The sequence below is a fragment of the Achromobacter sp. Marseille-Q0513 genome (assembly GCF_018195695.1).
Taxonomy (GTDB): domain Bacteria; phylum Pseudomonadota; class Gammaproteobacteria; order Burkholderiales; family Burkholderiaceae_B; genus Achromobacter.
Window position 1 is genome coordinate 1 of the sequence record NZ_JAGTJY010000008.1, and the last position, 16824, is coordinate 16824.

A 16824-nucleotide genomic window follows, 5' to 3' on the forward strand; every position below is an offset into this window, starting at 1 on the left:
CGGCTGATTGCGCCGCGCCCTTGTCGGCGAACCAGCCGGGGCTGAAGGCCCGCGACTGCGCTTGCGCCGCGCCCGCCGCGCCGCCCGCGATCAGCAGCGCCGCGAGCGCCTGTGAGGCCGGCGTCAAGCGCCAACCCGCTGGCGCGGCCCCGCGCATGCGCGCCGCCGGCGCCCCTGCGCCCGCCGTCGGATTCGTCGTTGCCCTGCCCGTGTCCCGTGCCCGCATCATCGCCTTTCCTTGTTCCAATCGCGCGTGTTCGCCACCTAGAGCAAGACAGACGGATGGAAAAGCACCGACCGGAACCCTGTCACAAATAATTCACGACAGCAGCACGACTCCTGCTGGCAAGTGGGTCAGGCGCGCGCCATAGGCGTCGCGTATCAATTTTTCCGCGTCAGCGATCTGCGCCAGCGAGATACGCGCCTGCACCAGGCGCTTGCCCAGTTGCTCGTTCATCAGCACCAGATGGCCACGGCGATAGCGGTTCAGCTCGTCCACCACCTGGGACAAGGGCTGCTGGTCGAACACCAGCCAACCCTGCCGCCAGGCGACGACGCGATCCGTGTCCACCGGCGCCGGCGGCTGTACGCCTCGCCCGTCGTAGCGCAGCTCCCGCTGCGCGCCCAGGTCGAACACGCCCTGCGCATGCGTCAGGCGCACCGTTCCCGACAGGCAGCACAGCCGCGCCTCGCCGTCGACGTAGCGCAGGTTGAAGCTGGCGTCGCGCGCCAGGATCCGGCCGGCGCCCGCGACCACCTGAGCGGGCTCGGCGCCGGCGCGCACCTCGGCCTCGCCGTCGGCCAGCTCGATGAGCTTGGCGCCGTTCGCGCCGACCGTCACATTGATGCGGGTCAGGGTGTTCATCTGCACGTCCAGCGCATCGCCCAGCGTCAGGCGACGCTGCTCGCCGCGCGCGGTACGGTAGTCGGCGGTCAGCTCGCCGATGCCCGGCCACAACCCCAGCGGCGGGCGCAGCGCCAGATAGGCGGCCGAGGCCGCCACCGCGCCGCCCAGGAATGCGCGCCGACCCATGGCCGGCCGTCGCTCGGGCGTCCTGGCGCGCGCCACGCTTTCCTCCCGCAGCGCGGGGCCCAGCGCGCGCCAGAGTCCCTGCTGTTCGGCAAAGGCGGTCTCGTTCCCGGGATCCGCCCGCCGCCAGCGCTGGAAGTCCTCCGCGTCGGCCTCGGTGGCGCGCCCCGACGTCAGCAACAGCAGCCAGGCCTGCGCCTCTGCCCTCGGCCCGGCGCCCGCTTTTTTCCTTGCGCGCGACATCATCATCAAGGCCATGGCTCCCCGCCCTGTTCATCGCCCGCGCGCAGCGCGCGGCCGCAGTGGTCCAGCGCGCGCTTGATTTCCTTGGAGACGATGCGCTCCGACACACCGTAGCGCCTGGCGATCTCCGCATGCGGCAATTCATGCACGCGCGCGGCCAGCAGCATCTGCTGGGTGCGCTCAGGCAATCCGCGCAACGCCCGGCGAAAGACCTCGATCTCGCTGCGGCCCTGCGCGATGCGCGCGGGGTCCGAGGCTTCGTCCGCCACATTGATCAGTTCGCCGATCTCCACGCCCGTCAGCAGCCGTGAATCCCGACGCCTGTGATCCTCGGCGGCGTTCAGCGCCATCCGGAACAGATAGGCCGCCGGCTGCTGCACCGGCATGCCCGGCGGCAGCTCGTTGACTTTGAGGAACGCCTCCTGCATCGCGTCGTGTGCCAGGTCTTCCGATCCCAGCCGGCGCTTGAGCTGATTGCGAAAGTCGTTGTAGCGCTCGAGAAACAGCGCTTTCAGAAACCCCGGCGTCTTACCCTCAGCCACCGGATGCGCCCTCGAGCATGTCGCATTGCCTTGCCGCGCGCGGCTCCAGCAGCACGGTCACGGGCTGCGGCAGATCCACCGGCAAGGGGCCCGCGCGCATGTCCGCCAAGGCATGCTCCAGGGCCTGGTCGCGCGCGGCCTGGCCGCTGCGGGTGATCCAGTTCATCTTGCTGACGCGCGCATCCCCGTCGAACCACAGTTGTACCAACGCGCGGTAGCCGCCGGGCGCGGTGCCGGCCGCCGCGCACAGGACGCGGCGCAACGCGGCCTGCAGGCTGGCGGCATGAGCGGTGTCGCGCAGGCGTGGCTGCCGTGGACGGGCCGGCCGCGGGTCCGCCACCAGAGTGAACGAATACTCGCTGGCATAGCGGATCGACAGGGGCGACCCGGCCAGCAGCCTGCGCAGCGCATCTCCCGCCGTATATCGGCCGTCCAGGGCTGGCGCCTGCCGACCCTCGGTCAGACCGCTGTCGACCAGCACGGTCATGCCGCTGGCCCGGCTATAGGCGACCAGCGCCTGGCTCAGCGGCTGGGCCGGTATGGCAAACGGGATCAGGGCGGACGGCGCTTCCGCCCGCGCCAGGATGGGCGGCCAGCACAGGGCCAGCGTCAGGCAGGCGCCGCCCGTGCGCAGGCACAGGCCGGCGAAACGGACCGTCATCGCCACGAAAGGATAGAGGAATGGACAGGCATCGCCTCGGCGGCGCAGCCGCGCCGCCCGCTCCGACACACGAAAGCCGCCATGCTAGGGGCGGTGGGTGACGCAATCGTGACAAGCCGGCATGAACGACGCGGACAGCCGTCTTATACCCGTCACCCAAAGCGGCGAACCTGTCCCTATACTGGATTCACGCGCTCGTGGCGGGCATGAGTCCTCGCGGCGGGCGTGGACCGGTCCGGCACATGGCCGGCATGGAAGAACCTTAGGAGCGCATATGCGCCTGCACACCCTGTTCCTGGCGGCGGCCCTGGCCGCCGCCTCCTCGATGGCCGCCGAAACGCAGGGCCAGCCGTCCGGCGCGACGACGCCCGACGCCAAGGCCGGCAAGGCGGCCACGGCCTGCATCGACACCGAGGTCAACGGCTACCGCGCCCTGTCGTATGAGTGCCTGAACCAGAAGATGGCGCCGGAAGCCGCGCCCAAGCCGCCGCCCACGCTGGAGTCGGAGGCCATCACCCACCGCCCGCCCAACCAGATGGGCCTGCCCACGCCGGCCACAATCGGCAACCGCATGGGCAATACCTTCGGCACCTCGGCCTACCCGCAGCGGCCCTCGCCCTGAGGCGCGCGCCGGCGGCGCTCAGCCCTGGCGCGAAATGAAATAGATCTTCTTGACGAACTGGTCGACTTCCCAGCGGCCGGTATAGCCTTCGGGCATGACGAAGCTCGAGCCCGGCACCAGCTCGTGGACCGTGCCGTCCGGATCCACCAGTCGCGCCGCGCCCTCGACGATATGGCCGAACTCGACATAGCCGGTGGTGTTGGCCTGGAAGCTGCCGGCCGTGCTTTCCCAGACGCCGGCCTCGGCCTTGCCGGCCAGCCCTTCGAAGGCCGTTTCGGTGCGGAACGCGGCGTCGCCGGAAATGGGACGCCGGGGCTTGCCGGGCACGGGCTGTTTCATGGGGCCGGGATCGATGCGGACCAGCCGCGATTGGTCATGTTTCAAGGCGGATCTCCAGATGGGGTGGCCGGCGGGGCGCAATACCGCCGTGGACACCGGGAATAGACGGTGGAATCGGACGGACGGCCTCAGTGGGCGGCCACCACCAGCACCTCGGCCTGCGTCCGTCCCACGGTGCGCATGCGGTGCGGCAGCTCGGAATCGAAGTACAGCGAGTCGCCCGCGTCGAGCCGGAACTGGCGCTCGCCCACCTGGACCTCGATGGCGCCCTTGAGCACCAGCAGGAATTCCTCGCCGGGATGCGGGAACACCGCCGCCGCGTCGGGGAATTCGCGCGGCGGGTGCACCACGAAGGGCTCCATGGCCTTGACCTTGCGGCGGCCGGCCAGCGATTCATAGCGGTATTCCGCGCCCAGCCCGCCGCGCTGCAAGGCCTCGCGATCGGCCACGCGCACCAGGCTGACGAGTTCGTCCCGCGCGTCCTGGTCGGAACCGACCAGTTGCGACACGCCCACGCCGTAGGCTTCGGCCAGGCGCAGCACGGTGGAAATCGACGGCTCGCTCAGCCCTCTTTCCAGCTTGGAAAGATAGCTCTTGGTCAGGCCCGTGCGTTGCGCCAGCTGCTCCAGGGACAGGGCTTGCTGGCGGCGCAGGGTCCGCAATCGGTGAGGCAGGTCGATCATGGGCGGGCGTGGAGCGGAAAACAACAGATAAGCATGCCCTAAACGCGCCTGTCCGTCGAGCGGCCCCGCCCCGCGCCGGCCAGCGGTCGACGCCGGCCCGAAGCGCCGCCGGGCGGACTGACGCGCGCGCCGCCGCCCCGTAGCGCGGCCAGCCTCAGCCCAGCACGTCGCGATGCGTCCTGAGCGCCCGCCGCGCGTAGTAGGCGAAACCCGCCTGCGAGCGGCGCGGCGTCAGGATCCAGTCGTGCGCCTCGCGCCCCAGCGCCGGCGGGATCGGCTGGATCGCACCTGCCGCCATCGCCAGCAGCTGCATGCGCGCGGCGCGCTCGAACTGCAGCGCCAGCACGCAGGCTTCCTCGACCGAGCCGGCCGCCACCAGCATGCCGTGGTGCGACAGCAGGATGGCGCGCTTGTCGCCCAGCGCCGCCGAGATGATCTCGCCTTCCTCATTGCCGACCGGCACGCCGGGCCAGTCCTTCAGGAAGGCCACGTCGCCGTACAGCGGACAGTTGTCCATGTGCGAGATTTCCAGCGGCACCTCCAGCATCGACAAGGACGCCGCGTGCAGCGGATGCGTGTGGATGATGCAGTTCACGTCCGGCCGCGCGCGGTAGATCCAGGAATGGAAGCGGTTGGCGGGGTTCGGCATGCCGCCGCCCTCCTGCACCCGCAGATCCTCGTCCACCACCAGCAGGTTGTCCGCCGTGATCTCGTCAAAGCCCAGTCCCAGCCGCTGCGTGTAGTAGCGCCCGGCTTCGGGCGCGCGCGCCGTGATCTGTCCGGCCAGCCCGGAATCATGCCCGCCGTCGAACAGGATGCGGCAGGTCAGCGCCAGCTTCTGGCGCAGCGTCCATTCCGGCGCGTCGAGCTTGCGCTCCATGTCGGCCTGCGCGCGCGCGATCAATTCCTCTTTCGACAAGTGCATGGTGTCGGCCATTTCTATGCTCCTTCAAGCCGTTTCCAGCAACGGCGTAAAGCCCGGCAAGGCCCGCATGCGGGCCAGCCAGGCATGGACATGGCGCAGGGCCGACAGATCGTAGCCGCCCTCGTGCGCCATGCTCGTATAGGGATACAGCGCGATGTCCGCGATGGTCGGCGCGTCGCCAACCAGGAACTCGCGCCCCGCCAGGTGCGCATCCATCAGCGCCGCCGCCTTCATGCCCTGGCACCGCCACTCCCGCATGGCCGGATCGTCCACCCGGGCCGTGCCGCGCAGATGGATCAGCAGGCGCGGCTGGGCAAAGGCATGCATGTGCTGCGTCTGCTCGAAACTCAGCCAGCTGCTCACCTGTGCCTGCGCCAGCCGCGCATCGGGCAGCCAGGACGTGCCCTGCCCCAGATACCACAGGATCGCCTGCGACTCGGCCAGCCACAGCCCCTCGGGCGTCAACAGCGCCGGCACCTGGCGCCACGGATTGATGGCGGCAAAGGCCTCGGTCTCCAGATCGCCCTGCACGATATCGAAGGTCCGGCGGCGCAGCGCCAGCCCCATGTAGCCGCAGGCCAGCCGGATCTTCCAGGCATTGCCCGAACGCAGCGTGTCGGCCAGCTCCAGCGGCTGCCCCGCGAGCGGATGTACAGGCATGTTCATTTCAGTCGTCCACGAAACAAGCGCCGCCAAAGGCGCACAGAACAGATCAGGCAAGCAACAGGTATCGACATAAAGCAGCCCTCCCCAAGCGGGGCTGCGCGGATCCGGCTCCGCCGGTCCGCAGCAGCGCCCCCTGGGGGGAAGCGCGCCAGCGCTCGGGGGGGACCTCACTCCATCTTGATGTCCGCGCGCTTGACGATCTCGGCCCATTTTGCCTTCTCGGCCGCGATGAAGCGCTGGTACTCCTCGGGCGCGCCGCTATAGAGCTGCGTGCCCTGCGCCGCCAGCTTCTGCTGCAGTTCGGGCGAGGCCAGCGTCTGGCGCAGCGCGGCGTTCAGCTTCTGCGCCACCTCAGGCGGCGTGCCCGCCGGCGCGAAGAACGCGTTCCAGGAACTGATCTGCAGGCCCGCGTCGCCCGCCTGCGCGCTGGGCGGCACGCCCGGCGCCGACGGCAGCGGCCGGTCGCTAGCCACCGCCAGCGCGCGCAGCTTGCCCGCCGCGACGTGCGGCATGATGACCGGGCTGGCATCCATCACCACGTCCACCTGCCCGCCGATGGCCGCGTTCACCGCCTCGCTGCCGCTCTTGAACGGAACGTGCACGATGTCCAGGCCCGCCGTCATCTTCAGCAGCTCCAGCCCCAGGTGCGGCGAGCTTGCCTGCCCGGCCGAACCGAAATTGAGCTTGGCCGGGTTGGCCTTGGCATAGGCCGCGAACTGCGCGAAATCCTGGGTCGGCAGGCTCGCCCGCACCGCCAGCAGGTACGGCGACCCCGACACCAGACCGAGCGGCACATAGCTGTCCGCGTCATAGGCCAGCTTGCGGTAGATCAGCGGGTTGACCACCTGCGTGCCCACCGTACCCATAAAGATCGTGTAGCCGTCCGCCGGCGCGCTGGCCGCCAGCTGCGCCGCGATCACCCCGCCCGCGCCGGGCCGGTTCTCGACCACGACCGGCTGGCCCAGCGCGTCGCCTAGACCCTTGCCGACCTGGCGCGCCACGATGTCCGTGATGCCCCCGGCGCCGAACGGCACCACCAGCCGCACGGGGCGGTCCGGATAGGCGGCCTGCGCCGTGGCGCCCCATGCCGTCGTCAGCGCCAACACGGCGCTCATGGTCCATCGCTTCATCTCTGTCCCCTTGCTCTTGCGGTTCGTCCCGCTATCGAGCGTGCGCGCCATCGCGCCGCTACATGACACAAAGTGTCCTATAGAGCATTGATTTTCCGCAAGCGGGATCTTGTGGGGATAAACCCTGAGCAGCAGGAATAAAGTTCGCCTTTTTTGTTGAAGTTCGCCTTTTGGCTTTGGCGGGCAACACCTGCTATTGCGCAGGCATCTTCTCTTATTCTGTGTAGATGGACGACCTGCAGGCTGAAGAAAGGCGAACTTTGCAATAAACGCGATTAAATTAGCGCGACAGTTCAAGCCGACAGCTTTGGGGCATGCCCATACGGGCATTGGGGAAGAGACACGGGCATCTCGAGCACTCGGCCATAGGTTGGGAGTTGCAGAAGAAGAAAGCCGTGCCTTGTATGGAAGGCCCTGGCGCCCTGTGGTCAGTGGCCGCTTCAGACCAGTAGCAGTCGTCCGACGCGGAGTCTCGAACGGCAGATCCGGGGCGAAGACGCTCGCCGCTTGTCAGCCTGTGTCCGCTGTCGACAAAGCGGACATCGCTCGTTACCTGCCCGAAACTCTTTTTGATGGCTCCTGGCGAGATCGTTGGGTCTAATCACACGCCGATGCACGCATGGAGCTGGCGCGTTCCATTCGTCTTCGGCGTATGGATCGTGCCGGTGGCTCTGTGCCTTCGTGGCGCGATGCACGAGACGCATCTGCCTGGCATGTGGCCGGGGCCAGCGTAGCCTCCGTCATTGAAATGGCGTTCTTGGCGAAAGCAAAAACTGCCTAGCTCAAGCAACACTTCTTGTATTTAAGCCCGCTTCCGCAATGGCACGGATCGTTGCGACCGAGCTTCAACCGCCTGACCTCTCGCGAATGCCGAGGAAGCGCATCTCGCACTTTGGCCAGCTGCTTCATGTCAGCGGTGAGCCGATCCATCTCGTCTGATGCCTCCCACGGGTAGTCCAACGTGACGCCAAACTGGACTTGCCCGGCGGGGTCCACCGAGACGCCGAACCATTGCGCGGCACGCTGCCGATACTTGCGCTTGGTGCAGTAAGTCTCCAGCACGGCAATCGCTTCCGGAGATGGAGTCGGATTGCAATGGAACGTGACCCCGCCATGAGGCGCACTCGATGCGAGCGTGATGTCATGTCGCTTACCGTCGAGATGCGCTTGTCGCGTGATGGTCTCAAGCACATGATGGACATTCCTGCACGCATCCTCGTCCATTGCCAGCAAGTAAAACCCGAGCTCAAGAGTTGCAGGGTCAGCCCTCGTCTCAATCTCTTCAATGAGGCTCTCATAGCGAGTCCCACGCATCTTCGTGAGGATGCCCACCGGGGTGTCATCGCCAGGCAGGTTGTCCCGGCGTACCAGCATCGCTGTGTCCAGGTCCTGCGCGACGGAGTCATCGAGCATGACGCAGCCGTATTTCTCATCCAGCCACAGGTTCTGTTTAAGGTGGTAGCCGAGAACGGTCAATTCATGCCCAGTCATCAGCTTGTCTGCGACGGCCACCCGTAGCCTCACGTAGCCCAACAGCCGCAAAGGCGTCGCCAGCATCTCCGTCAACGTATCGAGAAGGAACACGTCCATCACGAACGGCGGGCGAATGACATCAGTGGTCTGAAACTTCAACGACTGGCTAGCCTGAAAGGCTAGCGCCGGATAGTGCTCTGACACTAGGCTGAACAGAAATACCTCCTTGATAGTCGGAGGCAACTCGACATGTTTCCCGTTGTCATCAACGAGGCGGCACCCTCCGGCAAGCATCTCTTTCGCGCACGTCCACCCTTGGTCATAAGAGTCTTGGATGGCAGCGGAGAAGTCAGCCTTCAACTGGCTATCGTTCCCCTTCCGAGCGGCAATGGTCAGCTTCTTGGCCTTCGCCTGCACGATGATGAGGCGGTCCCCATAAATCACCAGAACATCTGCCTCACCCACTATGTCCTTGCCACGATGCAGGTTAACGTTCGTGTGGACATGCTCGCGGCCGAAGACCCCAACCAACCGGCGCGCGGCGAACTGCTCAGTAAAAGCTCCACGATGCTTGGCCGCTATCGGGCGGTAGGCCTTGTCATCCCACATCCAAAAGAACGGGGACTCGTACATAGCCTCGTAGATGGCATAGTGCGAGAAGAGAAGCACAGTCCCACGGTCAGTAGGCAGCAGCGGTCGAGCCGTGACCTCGTTGAAGTCGCCCACCTCCTTGAACCCTGCGTTGTCTCCCGCAAAGAGCAAGGCGTGGAAGAAAGCTTCAACTACGTCCTTTGCCTCACCGCTGCGAAACGCAACCTCATCCGGTGCGAATTCAAAGGCAGGCAACCAACTCGCTGGAGGAGCTTTGGCTGCTCTCGCACGTACAAGGAGTCTCGTACCCGTCTCGTCCATCAAGACACACATCGTCTTTGCGATGCTCCGCGCTTGGCTGGATGTGAAGCCTTTAGCCTTTAGCATCCATTCGTCATCGGCGCCGTACTTCTCGGGCAAAAGGTCTCTGTACTGGAACGCATAGGCTGACTCGGTGCCGTAGAAGATGGGTTCTCGCATTCCCGGCCCACGCCACGGGTCAGGCGGTTCAGTGCCTGCTTTCATCGCCTCGAACATGGCCGCGAACATCGGGAAGGACATCGCTTCGTGCAGCTCATGCATGAGGGCGTCCGTATGCTTGACGTAGCCCTCGATCACATTAGGCTGCTGCAGAGCCAGATCCAACGGCTTCTTCGCCATCAAACCAATGATTGTCGTCAGTTCCGCCCGATTCAGTCGTTCTCTGCTAAATAGCCGATCCATGTCGGTCGGTTTCAGCTTGCCCTGGATGTGAATAACGTTGTCGCGATGACAGATGTGCGCGACCGCATGAGCGTATCCTGGTGATGCTGTAAGCGCTGCCAGGTCCTCAAGAATCTGTGACTCTTCCCGCGGCCTTTCCATAACTACCCCTTTTGAGACTCTCAAGTTCTGTTTCTCGGTGCATCTTCGCGACGATTTTCCGCCCGGCTTAGGCTGCTGACTACGAGCGCCCAAGGGCGAACTATCGGATGTCACGTTCTGACAGCTTTCTGCCACCCAGCGCACTTGCAGTGGCACACACGCCATGACTAGCTGTACGTTATGCTGCTGGTCAGTTCAACGCGTCCGGATCAGCACATTACGGCAGAGTCGTTATGACTTTTCGGTGAAGGCAATCGCCGAAAACCGAATCTTACATGCCCCTGTCACATTGCATTTGACTCCGGCCAATTAAAGCCAAATGGCATCCATGACTGGCTTTGCCATGCAATAGGACTCACAAGCACACCATGAAACCACTAGTGAAATATTGTCGGGGAGCAGTCGATGCACTGAATGCCCAATACAAGATGACCGAGGTCTTGGGGCACGCGGCAACCGCTGGCGCAGCGAGGGAGCGCCTGATTCAAGACTTTCTGACCAGTCATCTTCCCGAGATGACCAGCGTGGTTAGTGGGGTGATCGTTGATTCAGGCGGGCAGCGCTCCAAACAACAAGATATTGTGTTGATGTTGAAATCAATGCCGAGACTGGCCTTTGCAAGTGGCCACGACTTAATCTTTCAAGAAGGCACCGTCGCGACTTTCGAGATCAAGACTCAAATCTCGCCGTCCGTATTGGATGACATCGCTGACAATATTGCGAGCGTAAAACGTTTGATACCGTCGACGCGTGCGGGCGCCCAACTGGGCGATGTTGACTGGCCATACGGCAGGATTCTTCACGTCGTGTTGACGTATGGGGGATCGAGTTTGGACGTCATTGACAAGAAACTCAACGCTCTGCCCGAGGTGAGTAAGCCAGACGTCTACCTAGATTTGACGAGCGGAATTCTGATAAAGAACGAAGGTTTGCTTTTTTTAAAGAGCGGGTCTGAACAGTATCTTTGCTATGAGGACCCAGCGGCAGGCCTTGCCCGCTTTCTTGCATTACTGTCAAAAGTAACCGGACGAATGGTAATGAGGGTCATAAAGTGGGAGGCGTACATTTCATAGTCAAACCATGGCGATCTCGAATTGCGAGGATATGATTGAGAACGAGCGTCATGAGTCAAGTGAGTGGCCGTTAACGGCACACAACATGAAATGGTCGTTCCGGGTCGAAAGCAGCTCATTGCCACAAGCGGCTTGCGGCCAATTGCTGCCGTTGACGAATGGCCGCTCCCAGCGCATCAATTTGGCACCACTGCTGGCTCAGGTTTTTGCGAGCTATCGTTACGTGCTGCGAGCGGACCTCTGCTTTCAGCACAAAAGTGGCCACTCAGCACTAAGCGATCGCCGCCGCAGTGAAAGAACTCGAACGTCATCGACCCGTGGGACTTTCTAGCCAGGCGATTCAAAGCGGCACTAGCAAAAGCTGCGTATGCAAATCCAGTCGTGCCATGGATAATCTGACCTGTCGACGTGGGCGCCCGGAATCTCCACACCATCAATCGTCTACTTGCCTTATCACCGCACTCTGCCAACTATGTCCACCCAACTTATCGAGCGCCTCAAGCAAGCATGCGAGGCAGATCCTTCCTTGCAGCCGCTGACCGCACAGTGGGCCTTTGATCAGCAGTTGATAGGTAAAGCTCTACAGAACGTCGCAGTCCAGTTTCCACACTACAGCAGACACGATGAATCTCACTCTGTCCAGATATTGACCAACATTGAGCGCGTGCTGGGTAGCGAACGAATTGAGCAGCTTTCAGGCACCGACGTTTGGCTCATGCTGGAGGCCGCCTATCTGCACGACGTCGGTATGGTCGTTTCTCAGCAACAAAAACAGCAAGACTGGTCGAGCGAGGAGTTCCGGAACTTCGTGCAGCAGGAGTCTGCGCGTAACGGTGACGCCGGATCGGACGCGATTCTGGCTGCGCTGCAGGGCGGGAACCTTTTCCAAATCGGTACAAATCCAGCACTTCTTATAACCAAAATTGGTTACACCCTCGCCGAGTTCTATAGGCGCAAACATCCGAAGCGAGCAAGCGAGATTGCGCGTACGCCAAAAGATACGATTGGTTTGGACTCGCCGCGAAACGAGTTAATACCATCGCGCCTGTTCGCGCTGCTCGGCGACATATGTGCAATGCATGGTCGCGACCAAGCGAGTGTGCTTGAGTTGCCTCACGTGGCCGCCGGTCTGGGGAGAGACACCATTCACCCGCGATATATAGCCTGCATGCTACGTCTGGGCGATCTTCTCGACTTGGACGACAACCGATTCTGTCCGATTATGTTGAGCGTGGCTGGTGAACTTCCCCCAAAAACACACGCACACATTGATAAACACCGTGGCGTGCGTCACTTGCGCATAGATCCGAGGCGAATTGAAGTTCACTCGGTTTGCACCACTTACGAGGGTTATATCGAGTCGGAAAACTGGTTCGAATACCTTCGCTCAGAAGTCGCCTGGCAAATGGCGCATTGGGCGGACATTGTGCCGAATGAGCGGCTCGGCCTGTTGCCGACGATCGGCCGCGTGATTACGGAACTTACGGGTTATGAGTTGATTGATAACCGCTCACGGCCAAATTTCGATTTTTCGAGGGACCGGGTATTTGAGCTTCTCCAAGGAGCGGGCGTGTATGAGTCAGAGAGGGATGCGCTTCGTGAGCTTGTGCAGAACGCTGTGGATGCAACACTTATTTTGGCGTGGCTGAAGTATGGAGAGGGCGAGCGAGATGGCCTGGCACCCGAAGAGACAATTTATCGGTATGACAATCCCTATGGAACTAAGGTTCAAACCCTTCTTGGCCGTCTGCCGATACGAATTGATGTTCTGCAGAACGACGACGCGGCTACTGCTAAGACTCACCCCGTGACAGTACGGATAACGGACAGCGGCATAGGGATTGGTCGCGAAGATTTGGCGACCATGACACGAGTGGGAGCGTCGTATAGAGAGACTTGGAAGCGGGGTGTCTATGAACGGATGCCGACGTGGATGCGACCATCGGGTGCGTTCGGAATTGGCCTCCAAAGCTTGTTTCTGGTAACTGACGAAATTTCTTTTCAGTCGCGGAGCCTCATAAGCCGAGACTCCTTGCAACTGAGAATGACTAATCCGGTGGGTGACGAGCGTGGTTCGATATATATCAAGAAAGCGCCAGGCACGCACACATACAGCGAGAGCGGCACTCGTGTGCAGTTGAACCTGAAAAAGAATTTCATCGATTCGTTCCAGGCTAGGCGTTCCCCATTTGAACACTTCGATCCCATCATACCTAGAGAAGTGGACTATTTCTCCGAGGTACTTTCACATCTTCCTGTGCCCGTATTGATAAACGGGGAAATCCGTGGTGATTCAAAGCTTACATCTTTGCAATGGCATTACATCGATGAGCACAGTGCCGCAGTAGCGCTTGACCTGGACGAAGACTCTCGCTCCGGAGCGCGGCTGTTCTTCAAAGGACAGGAGGTGGGCTTATTTGGCGAGCGGCTGGAGTTGCCATGTCGAGTCTACGTAGACGTCTTCGGAGACGCCGAGGAGCTGCTGGCCGTGAACCGCCGGTCCTTTCGAAACACGAAGGTCTTAGAGCGGGTGCAAACGGCGATCGCGGCCGCAGCTGCGCAAGCACTAGGACAAACGTCGCGCGACGACCACAGAACATTGCTTTCAACGTTACTGCTTGCGCTTGAAAAGCCGACAACGGACGAATACCTCGAGGTGCGTTGGCTGGAGCCGTCAGACACATCAAACTACGCGCGGCGCTATCGCTATGTAAAAAATGCCGACGACGCCACATTCCCTACCATAGGCGAATTGCTGAAGGGCGACGCGAAGCTCTATCATGCCTTTGGCGATTACGCCCCGCAATACCTGCAGGTTAAAGGTCGTCACATCTCATCGGTCGACAACTCGCTTTCCATCTTTATCAAGGCGATCATCCACCAGGGGTATAGGGGATACATCGATACCGTTACACGCAAAGGCGTGACCATCGGTTGGGACAATACTAGCGAGGCGTGGGATACAGATGCGTTAAGGAAGTTGCTTCTCGAGAGCATCATTCCAGGTCTACGACTTGCACTCCCTGTGACCAAAGCCTTTGCTCCGCTCGCATCTTTCAAATGGACCCCCTGGGTGGGAGAACTCTCGCGGAGCCCGTTCTGCCCGAACCGTAAGTACATGTACTCACCCTTCATCGTAGAACACGGGAAAGTTACTACCTCGAAGCTGGATGAATTGGTTGTTTGGACGTTCGTACATCGCGAAAACCCTGTCGTAACAATAGAGGAAATCCGTCGCTGCTACCACGATTTCATTCTTCTGGTCGATCAAGCAATGCGTGACGAGCCTAGCTGGGCTAATGTGATTGGCTACAACGTCTAAAACCGATCAATTGTTAAGGTAATCCCCCCATTTTTAGCGATTGCCAGAAGTAGGAACGCTACGCGGCCATGGCCAACCGCTGTTTTGGGGTAAATCCGCCCAGAGCCATATTTGGGCACTCGTGATTGTAGGACCACATCCACTGCGTGGCGACGCGCTGTACGTGGTCCAGATTGTCCCAGTGATATTGGGACAGCCATTCGTAGCGCACGGTCCTGTTGAACCGTTTGACGTAGGCGTTCTGTTGTGGCTTGCCCGGCTGGATATATTCGAGCTTTATGCCCCATGCCCCGGCCCACTCGATAATTGCCGCGCTCAAGTATTCGGGTCCGTTATCGCACCGAATGGCTAAAGGCTTTCCCCGCCAGCAGATGATCTGCTTTAGCGTGTGGATCACGCGCTCGGACGGCAGCGAGAAGTCAACCTCAATGCCCAGTGCCTCGCGGTTGAAATCGTCGATCACGTTGAACACCCGGATGCTGCGCCCATCGGCAAGCTGGTCATGCATGAAGTCCATCGACCATACCAGGTTCACGTTGGTCGGCACGGTCAGTGGCTCAGGCGTTTGCCGAATCAGCCGTTTGCGCGTCTTGATCCGCAGGTTCAGTTCGAGTTCGCGATAGATCCGGTACACACGCTTATGGTTCCAGCCAAAGCCGCGAACATTGCGCAGATATAGGAAGCACAGACCAAAGCCCCAGTTGCGGTGGTTGTCGGTCAGACGCAGCAGCCAGTTGGAGATATCCTCGTTCTCAGCGTCCGTCTTGGCGACGTACCGGTAGCAAGTCTGGCTGACCCTGAACGCCTCGCAGGCCATCCGGATAGATACGCCGCGATCTTGCACGGCACGTTGGGCCATCTCGCGGCGGCGAGATGGCCTCACCACTTTTTTTCTAGCGCCTCCGTCACGATCTCGGCCTTGAGCTTCTCCTCGACGTACATCTTGCGCAGCCGAGCGTCCTCGGCCTCCAGCTCCTTCATGCGCGCCATCAGCGATACGTCCATGCCGCCATATGGCCGAAATCAACAATGACACTTGACCGACATCCCAAGTGCCGAAGTCACCTCCGCATCGAGGTCGGGGCGACACTCCCGTTATAATTGAGAACAATTGTCACTCTTATTCATCCCATTCTCACTCCGGGTGTCTCCACCCTTCGTGCATTCCATGAACGTGCCCGCTGGCGATATCGCCGCCCTCTACCAAGCCGAAGTGCGACGCCTGCGCGCATTCGTGCGCCGCATCGTCGGCAGCCACGTTGCGGCCGAGGACCTGGTGCAGCAGGCATTCACGAATCTGCTGCGCATGGGCGCGAGCGACGCGCAGGTGAACCCGGGCTACGTCACACAGGCGGCGCATCGTCTGGCGCTGAATCATCTGCGCGACGCCCGGCGCCGCGCAGAAGTGGAATTGACGGGCGTGGAGCTGGAACAGATTGCCGATTCCCGGCCCACGCCCGAGACGATCGTGATGTACCGGCGCGAACTCCAGCGCCTGCTTGAAGCAATCGCCGCCCTGCCCGAGCGCCGCCGCCAGGCGTTCGTGCTCAAGCGCATCGAGGGTCTGTCCTATGAAGAGATCGCCGAGCGCATGGGCACCAGCCGCAACACCGTGATCTCCCAGGTCGTGGCGGCCATGGCACAGCTTGACGCCGTGCTCGGACCGGCCTGAACCATGGCCGCTCCCGCCCAAGACCCAATCTACCTTGCCGCCCTGGAATGGCTGGCGCGCCTGAATGACGAGGACGCCGCCGACCAGGACCGGCGCGCATTCAGACACTGGCTGGACGAAGACCCGGCCCACCAGATCGCCTATGCCCGCGCGCAGGCGCTGTGGAACCGTTTCGAGATGGTGCGCCCAGCCGCTGACCGCATGCATCGCCGGCGCGCCTTGCTGGGCGCGCTGGCGTCCCTCGTGGCCATCCCCGCCCTGTATGCGCTGTCGCGCCAGCACTTGCTGGCGGACTATCGCACCGGTATCGGTGAACGGCGCCGCGTCATCCTCGCGGACGGCAGCGCGCTGGAGCTCGGCAGCGATACCGCGCTGTCGGTCAGCTTCAATGACCAGCAGCGCCGCCTGACGCTGCATCGCGGCCAGGCCTATTTCCACGTCGCGGCCGACGCCGCCCGCCGGTTTTCCGTACAGGCGGCCGACGGCGTCACCACGGCGCTCGGCACGCAATTCGACATCAAGCTCCTGGACGACATCGTCACGGTGTCGGTAACCGAGCATGCGGTCGCCGTGCGGCCCCGGCCAGACGCGCAGCCGGTGACTGTCTCGGCAGGCTGGCAGATGCAGTATGGCGTTTCCGGCGGCGCTGCACCCGCGCGCTTCGACCAGGCCGCCGTGCTGGCCTGGCGGCAGGATCGCCTGGTGTTCGACGACGTGCCGCTGGCCACCGTGCTGGCGGAGTTGCAGCGCTATCAGCGCGGTCCCATCTTCCTGATGGACGCCGGCGTAGGCGCCTTGCCCGTCACGGCGGCCTTCAATGTGGCCGATCCACAGGAAGCCCTGCGCGGGCTGGCCGAGACCTTCCCTATCCGGCTGCGCGTCATCGCGGGCTACGCCACCCTGGTCTATGCGCGCTGATCCCGGCCCACTGAAATACATTTAGTTACCAACTGATCGCCCGGTCCGATCATTACTTTGGTGCCGCCCG

General features: G+C 62.3%; 14 protein-coding genes and 1 pseudogene. 5 read left to right on the forward strand and 10 right to left on the reverse strand.

Annotated elements, in window-relative coordinates:
- Positions 1–319: 319 nt before the first annotated feature.
- From KDH83_RS03375 to KDH83_RS03385, 3 genes are read right to left on the reverse strand one after another with little or no spacing between them, the layout of a single operon-like run.
- Positions 320–1288 (reverse strand): DUF4880 domain-containing protein, encoded by a 969-nt coding sequence (locus KDH83_RS03375; RefSeq protein WP_212312784.1) that lies wholly within the window; start codon positions 1286–1288, stop codon positions 320–322.
- Positions 1279–1815, reverse strand: coding sequence for a sigma-70 family RNA polymerase sigma factor (locus KDH83_RS03380; protein ID WP_349291598.1), 537 nt, complete (start codon positions 1813–1815; stop codon positions 1279–1281). Before KDH83_RS03380 ends, KDH83_RS03375 begins: the two co-directional genes overlap by 10 nt.
- A complete protein-coding gene (locus KDH83_RS03385) occupies positions 1808–2476 on the reverse strand; it encodes an STN domain-containing protein (protein ID WP_212312786.1) in 669 nt (222 codons plus the stop codon). Before KDH83_RS03385 ends, KDH83_RS03380 begins: the two co-directional genes overlap by 8 nt.
- A gap of 274 nt (positions 2477–2750) precedes the next feature.
- On the opposite strand from KDH83_RS03385, the gene KDH83_RS03390 reads away from it, so the two are divergent.
- Entirely contained in the window at positions 2751–3098 is a 348-nt protein-coding gene (locus KDH83_RS03390; protein ID WP_212312788.1) for a hypothetical protein, read from the forward strand.
- Between the two features lie 18 nt (positions 3099–3116).
- Here the strand turns inward: KDH83_RS03390 and KDH83_RS03395 are convergent, their stop codons facing one another.
- From KDH83_RS03395 to KDH83_RS03420, 6 genes are all read right to left on the reverse strand, one after another.
- Entirely contained in the window at positions 3117–3437 is a 321-nt protein-coding gene (locus KDH83_RS03395; protein ID WP_212312891.1) for a cupin domain-containing protein, read from the reverse strand.
- A 128-nt stretch (positions 3438–3565) separates the two neighbouring features.
- A complete protein-coding gene (locus tag KDH83_RS03400; RefSeq protein WP_212312790.1) occupies positions 3566–4120 on the reverse strand; it encodes an XRE family transcriptional regulator in 555 nt (184 codons plus the stop codon).
- Between the two features lie 154 nt (positions 4121–4274).
- Entirely contained in the window at positions 4275–5057 is a 783-nt protein-coding gene (locus KDH83_RS03405) for an aldolase (RefSeq protein WP_212312792.1), read from the reverse strand.
- Between the two features lie 12 nt (positions 5058–5069).
- Positions 5070–5705, reverse strand: coding sequence for a glutathione S-transferase family protein (locus tag KDH83_RS03410; RefSeq protein WP_212312893.1), 636 nt, complete (start codon positions 5703–5705; stop codon positions 5070–5072).
- 173 nt (positions 5706–5878) lie between these two features.
- Positions 5879–6841 (reverse strand): tripartite tricarboxylate transporter substrate binding protein, encoded by a 963-nt coding sequence (locus tag KDH83_RS03415; RefSeq protein WP_212312794.1) that lies wholly within the window; start codon positions 6839–6841, stop codon positions 5879–5881.
- A 777-nt stretch (positions 6842–7618) separates the two neighbouring features.
- Complete coding sequence (locus tag KDH83_RS03420; protein ID WP_212312796.1) at positions 7619–9769, reverse strand: nuclease-related domain-containing protein; 2151 nt, start codon at positions 9767–9769, stop codon at positions 7619–7621.
- Between the two features lie 368 nt (positions 9770–10137).
- On the opposite strand from KDH83_RS03420, the gene KDH83_RS03425 reads away from it, so the two are divergent.
- Positions 10138–10842, forward strand: coding sequence for a DUF6602 domain-containing protein (locus tag KDH83_RS03425; RefSeq protein ID WP_212312798.1), 705 nt, complete (start codon positions 10138–10140; stop codon positions 10840–10842).
- Between the two features lie 472 nt (positions 10843–11314).
- Entirely contained in the window at positions 11315–14164 is a 2850-nt protein-coding gene (locus KDH83_RS03430) for a hypothetical protein (protein ID WP_212312800.1), read from the forward strand.
- 58 nt (positions 14165–14222) lie between these two features.
- Here the strand turns inward: KDH83_RS03430 and KDH83_RS03435 are convergent.
- Positions 14223–15178: pseudogene (locus tag KDH83_RS03435) on the reverse strand (IS3 family transposase); the annotation flags it as partial.
- A 154-nt stretch (positions 15179–15332) separates the two neighbouring features.
- Here KDH83_RS03435 and KDH83_RS03440 point away from each other — a divergent pair.
- Both KDH83_RS03440 and KDH83_RS03445 read left to right on the forward strand, forming a co-directional pair.
- The gene (locus KDH83_RS03440; protein ID WP_212312804.1) at positions 15333–15836 is read left to right on the forward strand and encodes a sigma-70 family RNA polymerase sigma factor; all 504 of its coding nucleotides are present in this window, start codon (positions 15333–15335) and stop codon (positions 15834–15836) included.
- Between the two features lie 3 nt (positions 15837–15839).
- Positions 15840–16754, forward strand: coding sequence for a FecR family protein (locus tag KDH83_RS03445; protein WP_212312806.1), 915 nt, complete (start codon positions 15840–15842; stop codon positions 16752–16754).
- Positions 16755–16824: the final 70 nt, after the last annotated feature.

Bases quoted from the DNA above. Each gene is read 5' to 3' on its own strand.
- KDH83_RS03375 (WP_212312784.1), bottom strand. From the start codon at position 1,288: ATGGCCTTGATGATGATGTCGCGCGCAAGGAAAAAAGCGGGCGCCGGG.
- KDH83_RS03385 (WP_212312786.1), bottom strand. From the start codon at position 2,476: ATGACGGTCCGTTTCGCCGGCCTGTGCCTGCGCACGGGCGGCGCCTGC.
- KDH83_RS03390 (WP_212312788.1), top strand. From the start codon at position 2,751: ATGCGCCTGCACACCCTGTTCCTGGCGGCGGCCCTGGCCGCCGCCTCC.
- KDH83_RS03395 (WP_212312891.1), bottom strand. From the start codon at position 3,437: ATGAAACAGCCCGTGCCCGGCAAGCCCCGGCGTCCCATTTCCGGCGAC.
- KDH83_RS03400 (WP_212312790.1), bottom strand. From the start codon at position 4,120: ATGATCGACCTGCCTCACCGATTGCGGACCCTGCGCCGCCAGCAAGCC.
- KDH83_RS03405 (WP_212312792.1), bottom strand. From the start codon at position 5,057: ATGGCCGACACCATGCACTTGTCGAAAGAGGAATTGATCGCGCGCGCG.
- KDH83_RS03410 (WP_212312893.1), bottom strand. From the start codon at position 5,705: ATGCCTGTACATCCGCTCGCGGGGCAGCCGCTGGAGCTGGCCGACACG.
- KDH83_RS03415 (WP_212312794.1), bottom strand. From the start codon at position 6,841: ATGAAGCGATGGACCATGAGCGCCGTGTTGGCGCTGACGACGGCATGG.
- KDH83_RS03420 (WP_212312796.1), bottom strand. From the start codon at position 9,769: ATGGAAAGGCCGCGGGAAGAGTCACAGATTCTTGAGGACCTGGCAGCG.
- KDH83_RS03425 (WP_212312798.1), top strand. From the start codon at position 10,138: ATGAAACCACTAGTGAAATATTGTCGGGGAGCAGTCGATGCACTGAAT.
- KDH83_RS03430 (WP_212312800.1), top strand. From the start codon at position 11,315: ATGTCCACCCAACTTATCGAGCGCCTCAAGCAAGCATGCGAGGCAGAT.
- KDH83_RS03440 (WP_212312804.1), top strand. From the start codon at position 15,333: ATGAACGTGCCCGCTGGCGATATCGCCGCCCTCTACCAAGCCGAAGTG.
- KDH83_RS03445 (WP_212312806.1), top strand. From the start codon at position 15,840: ATGGCCGCTCCCGCCCAAGACCCAATCTACCTTGCCGCCCTGGAATGG.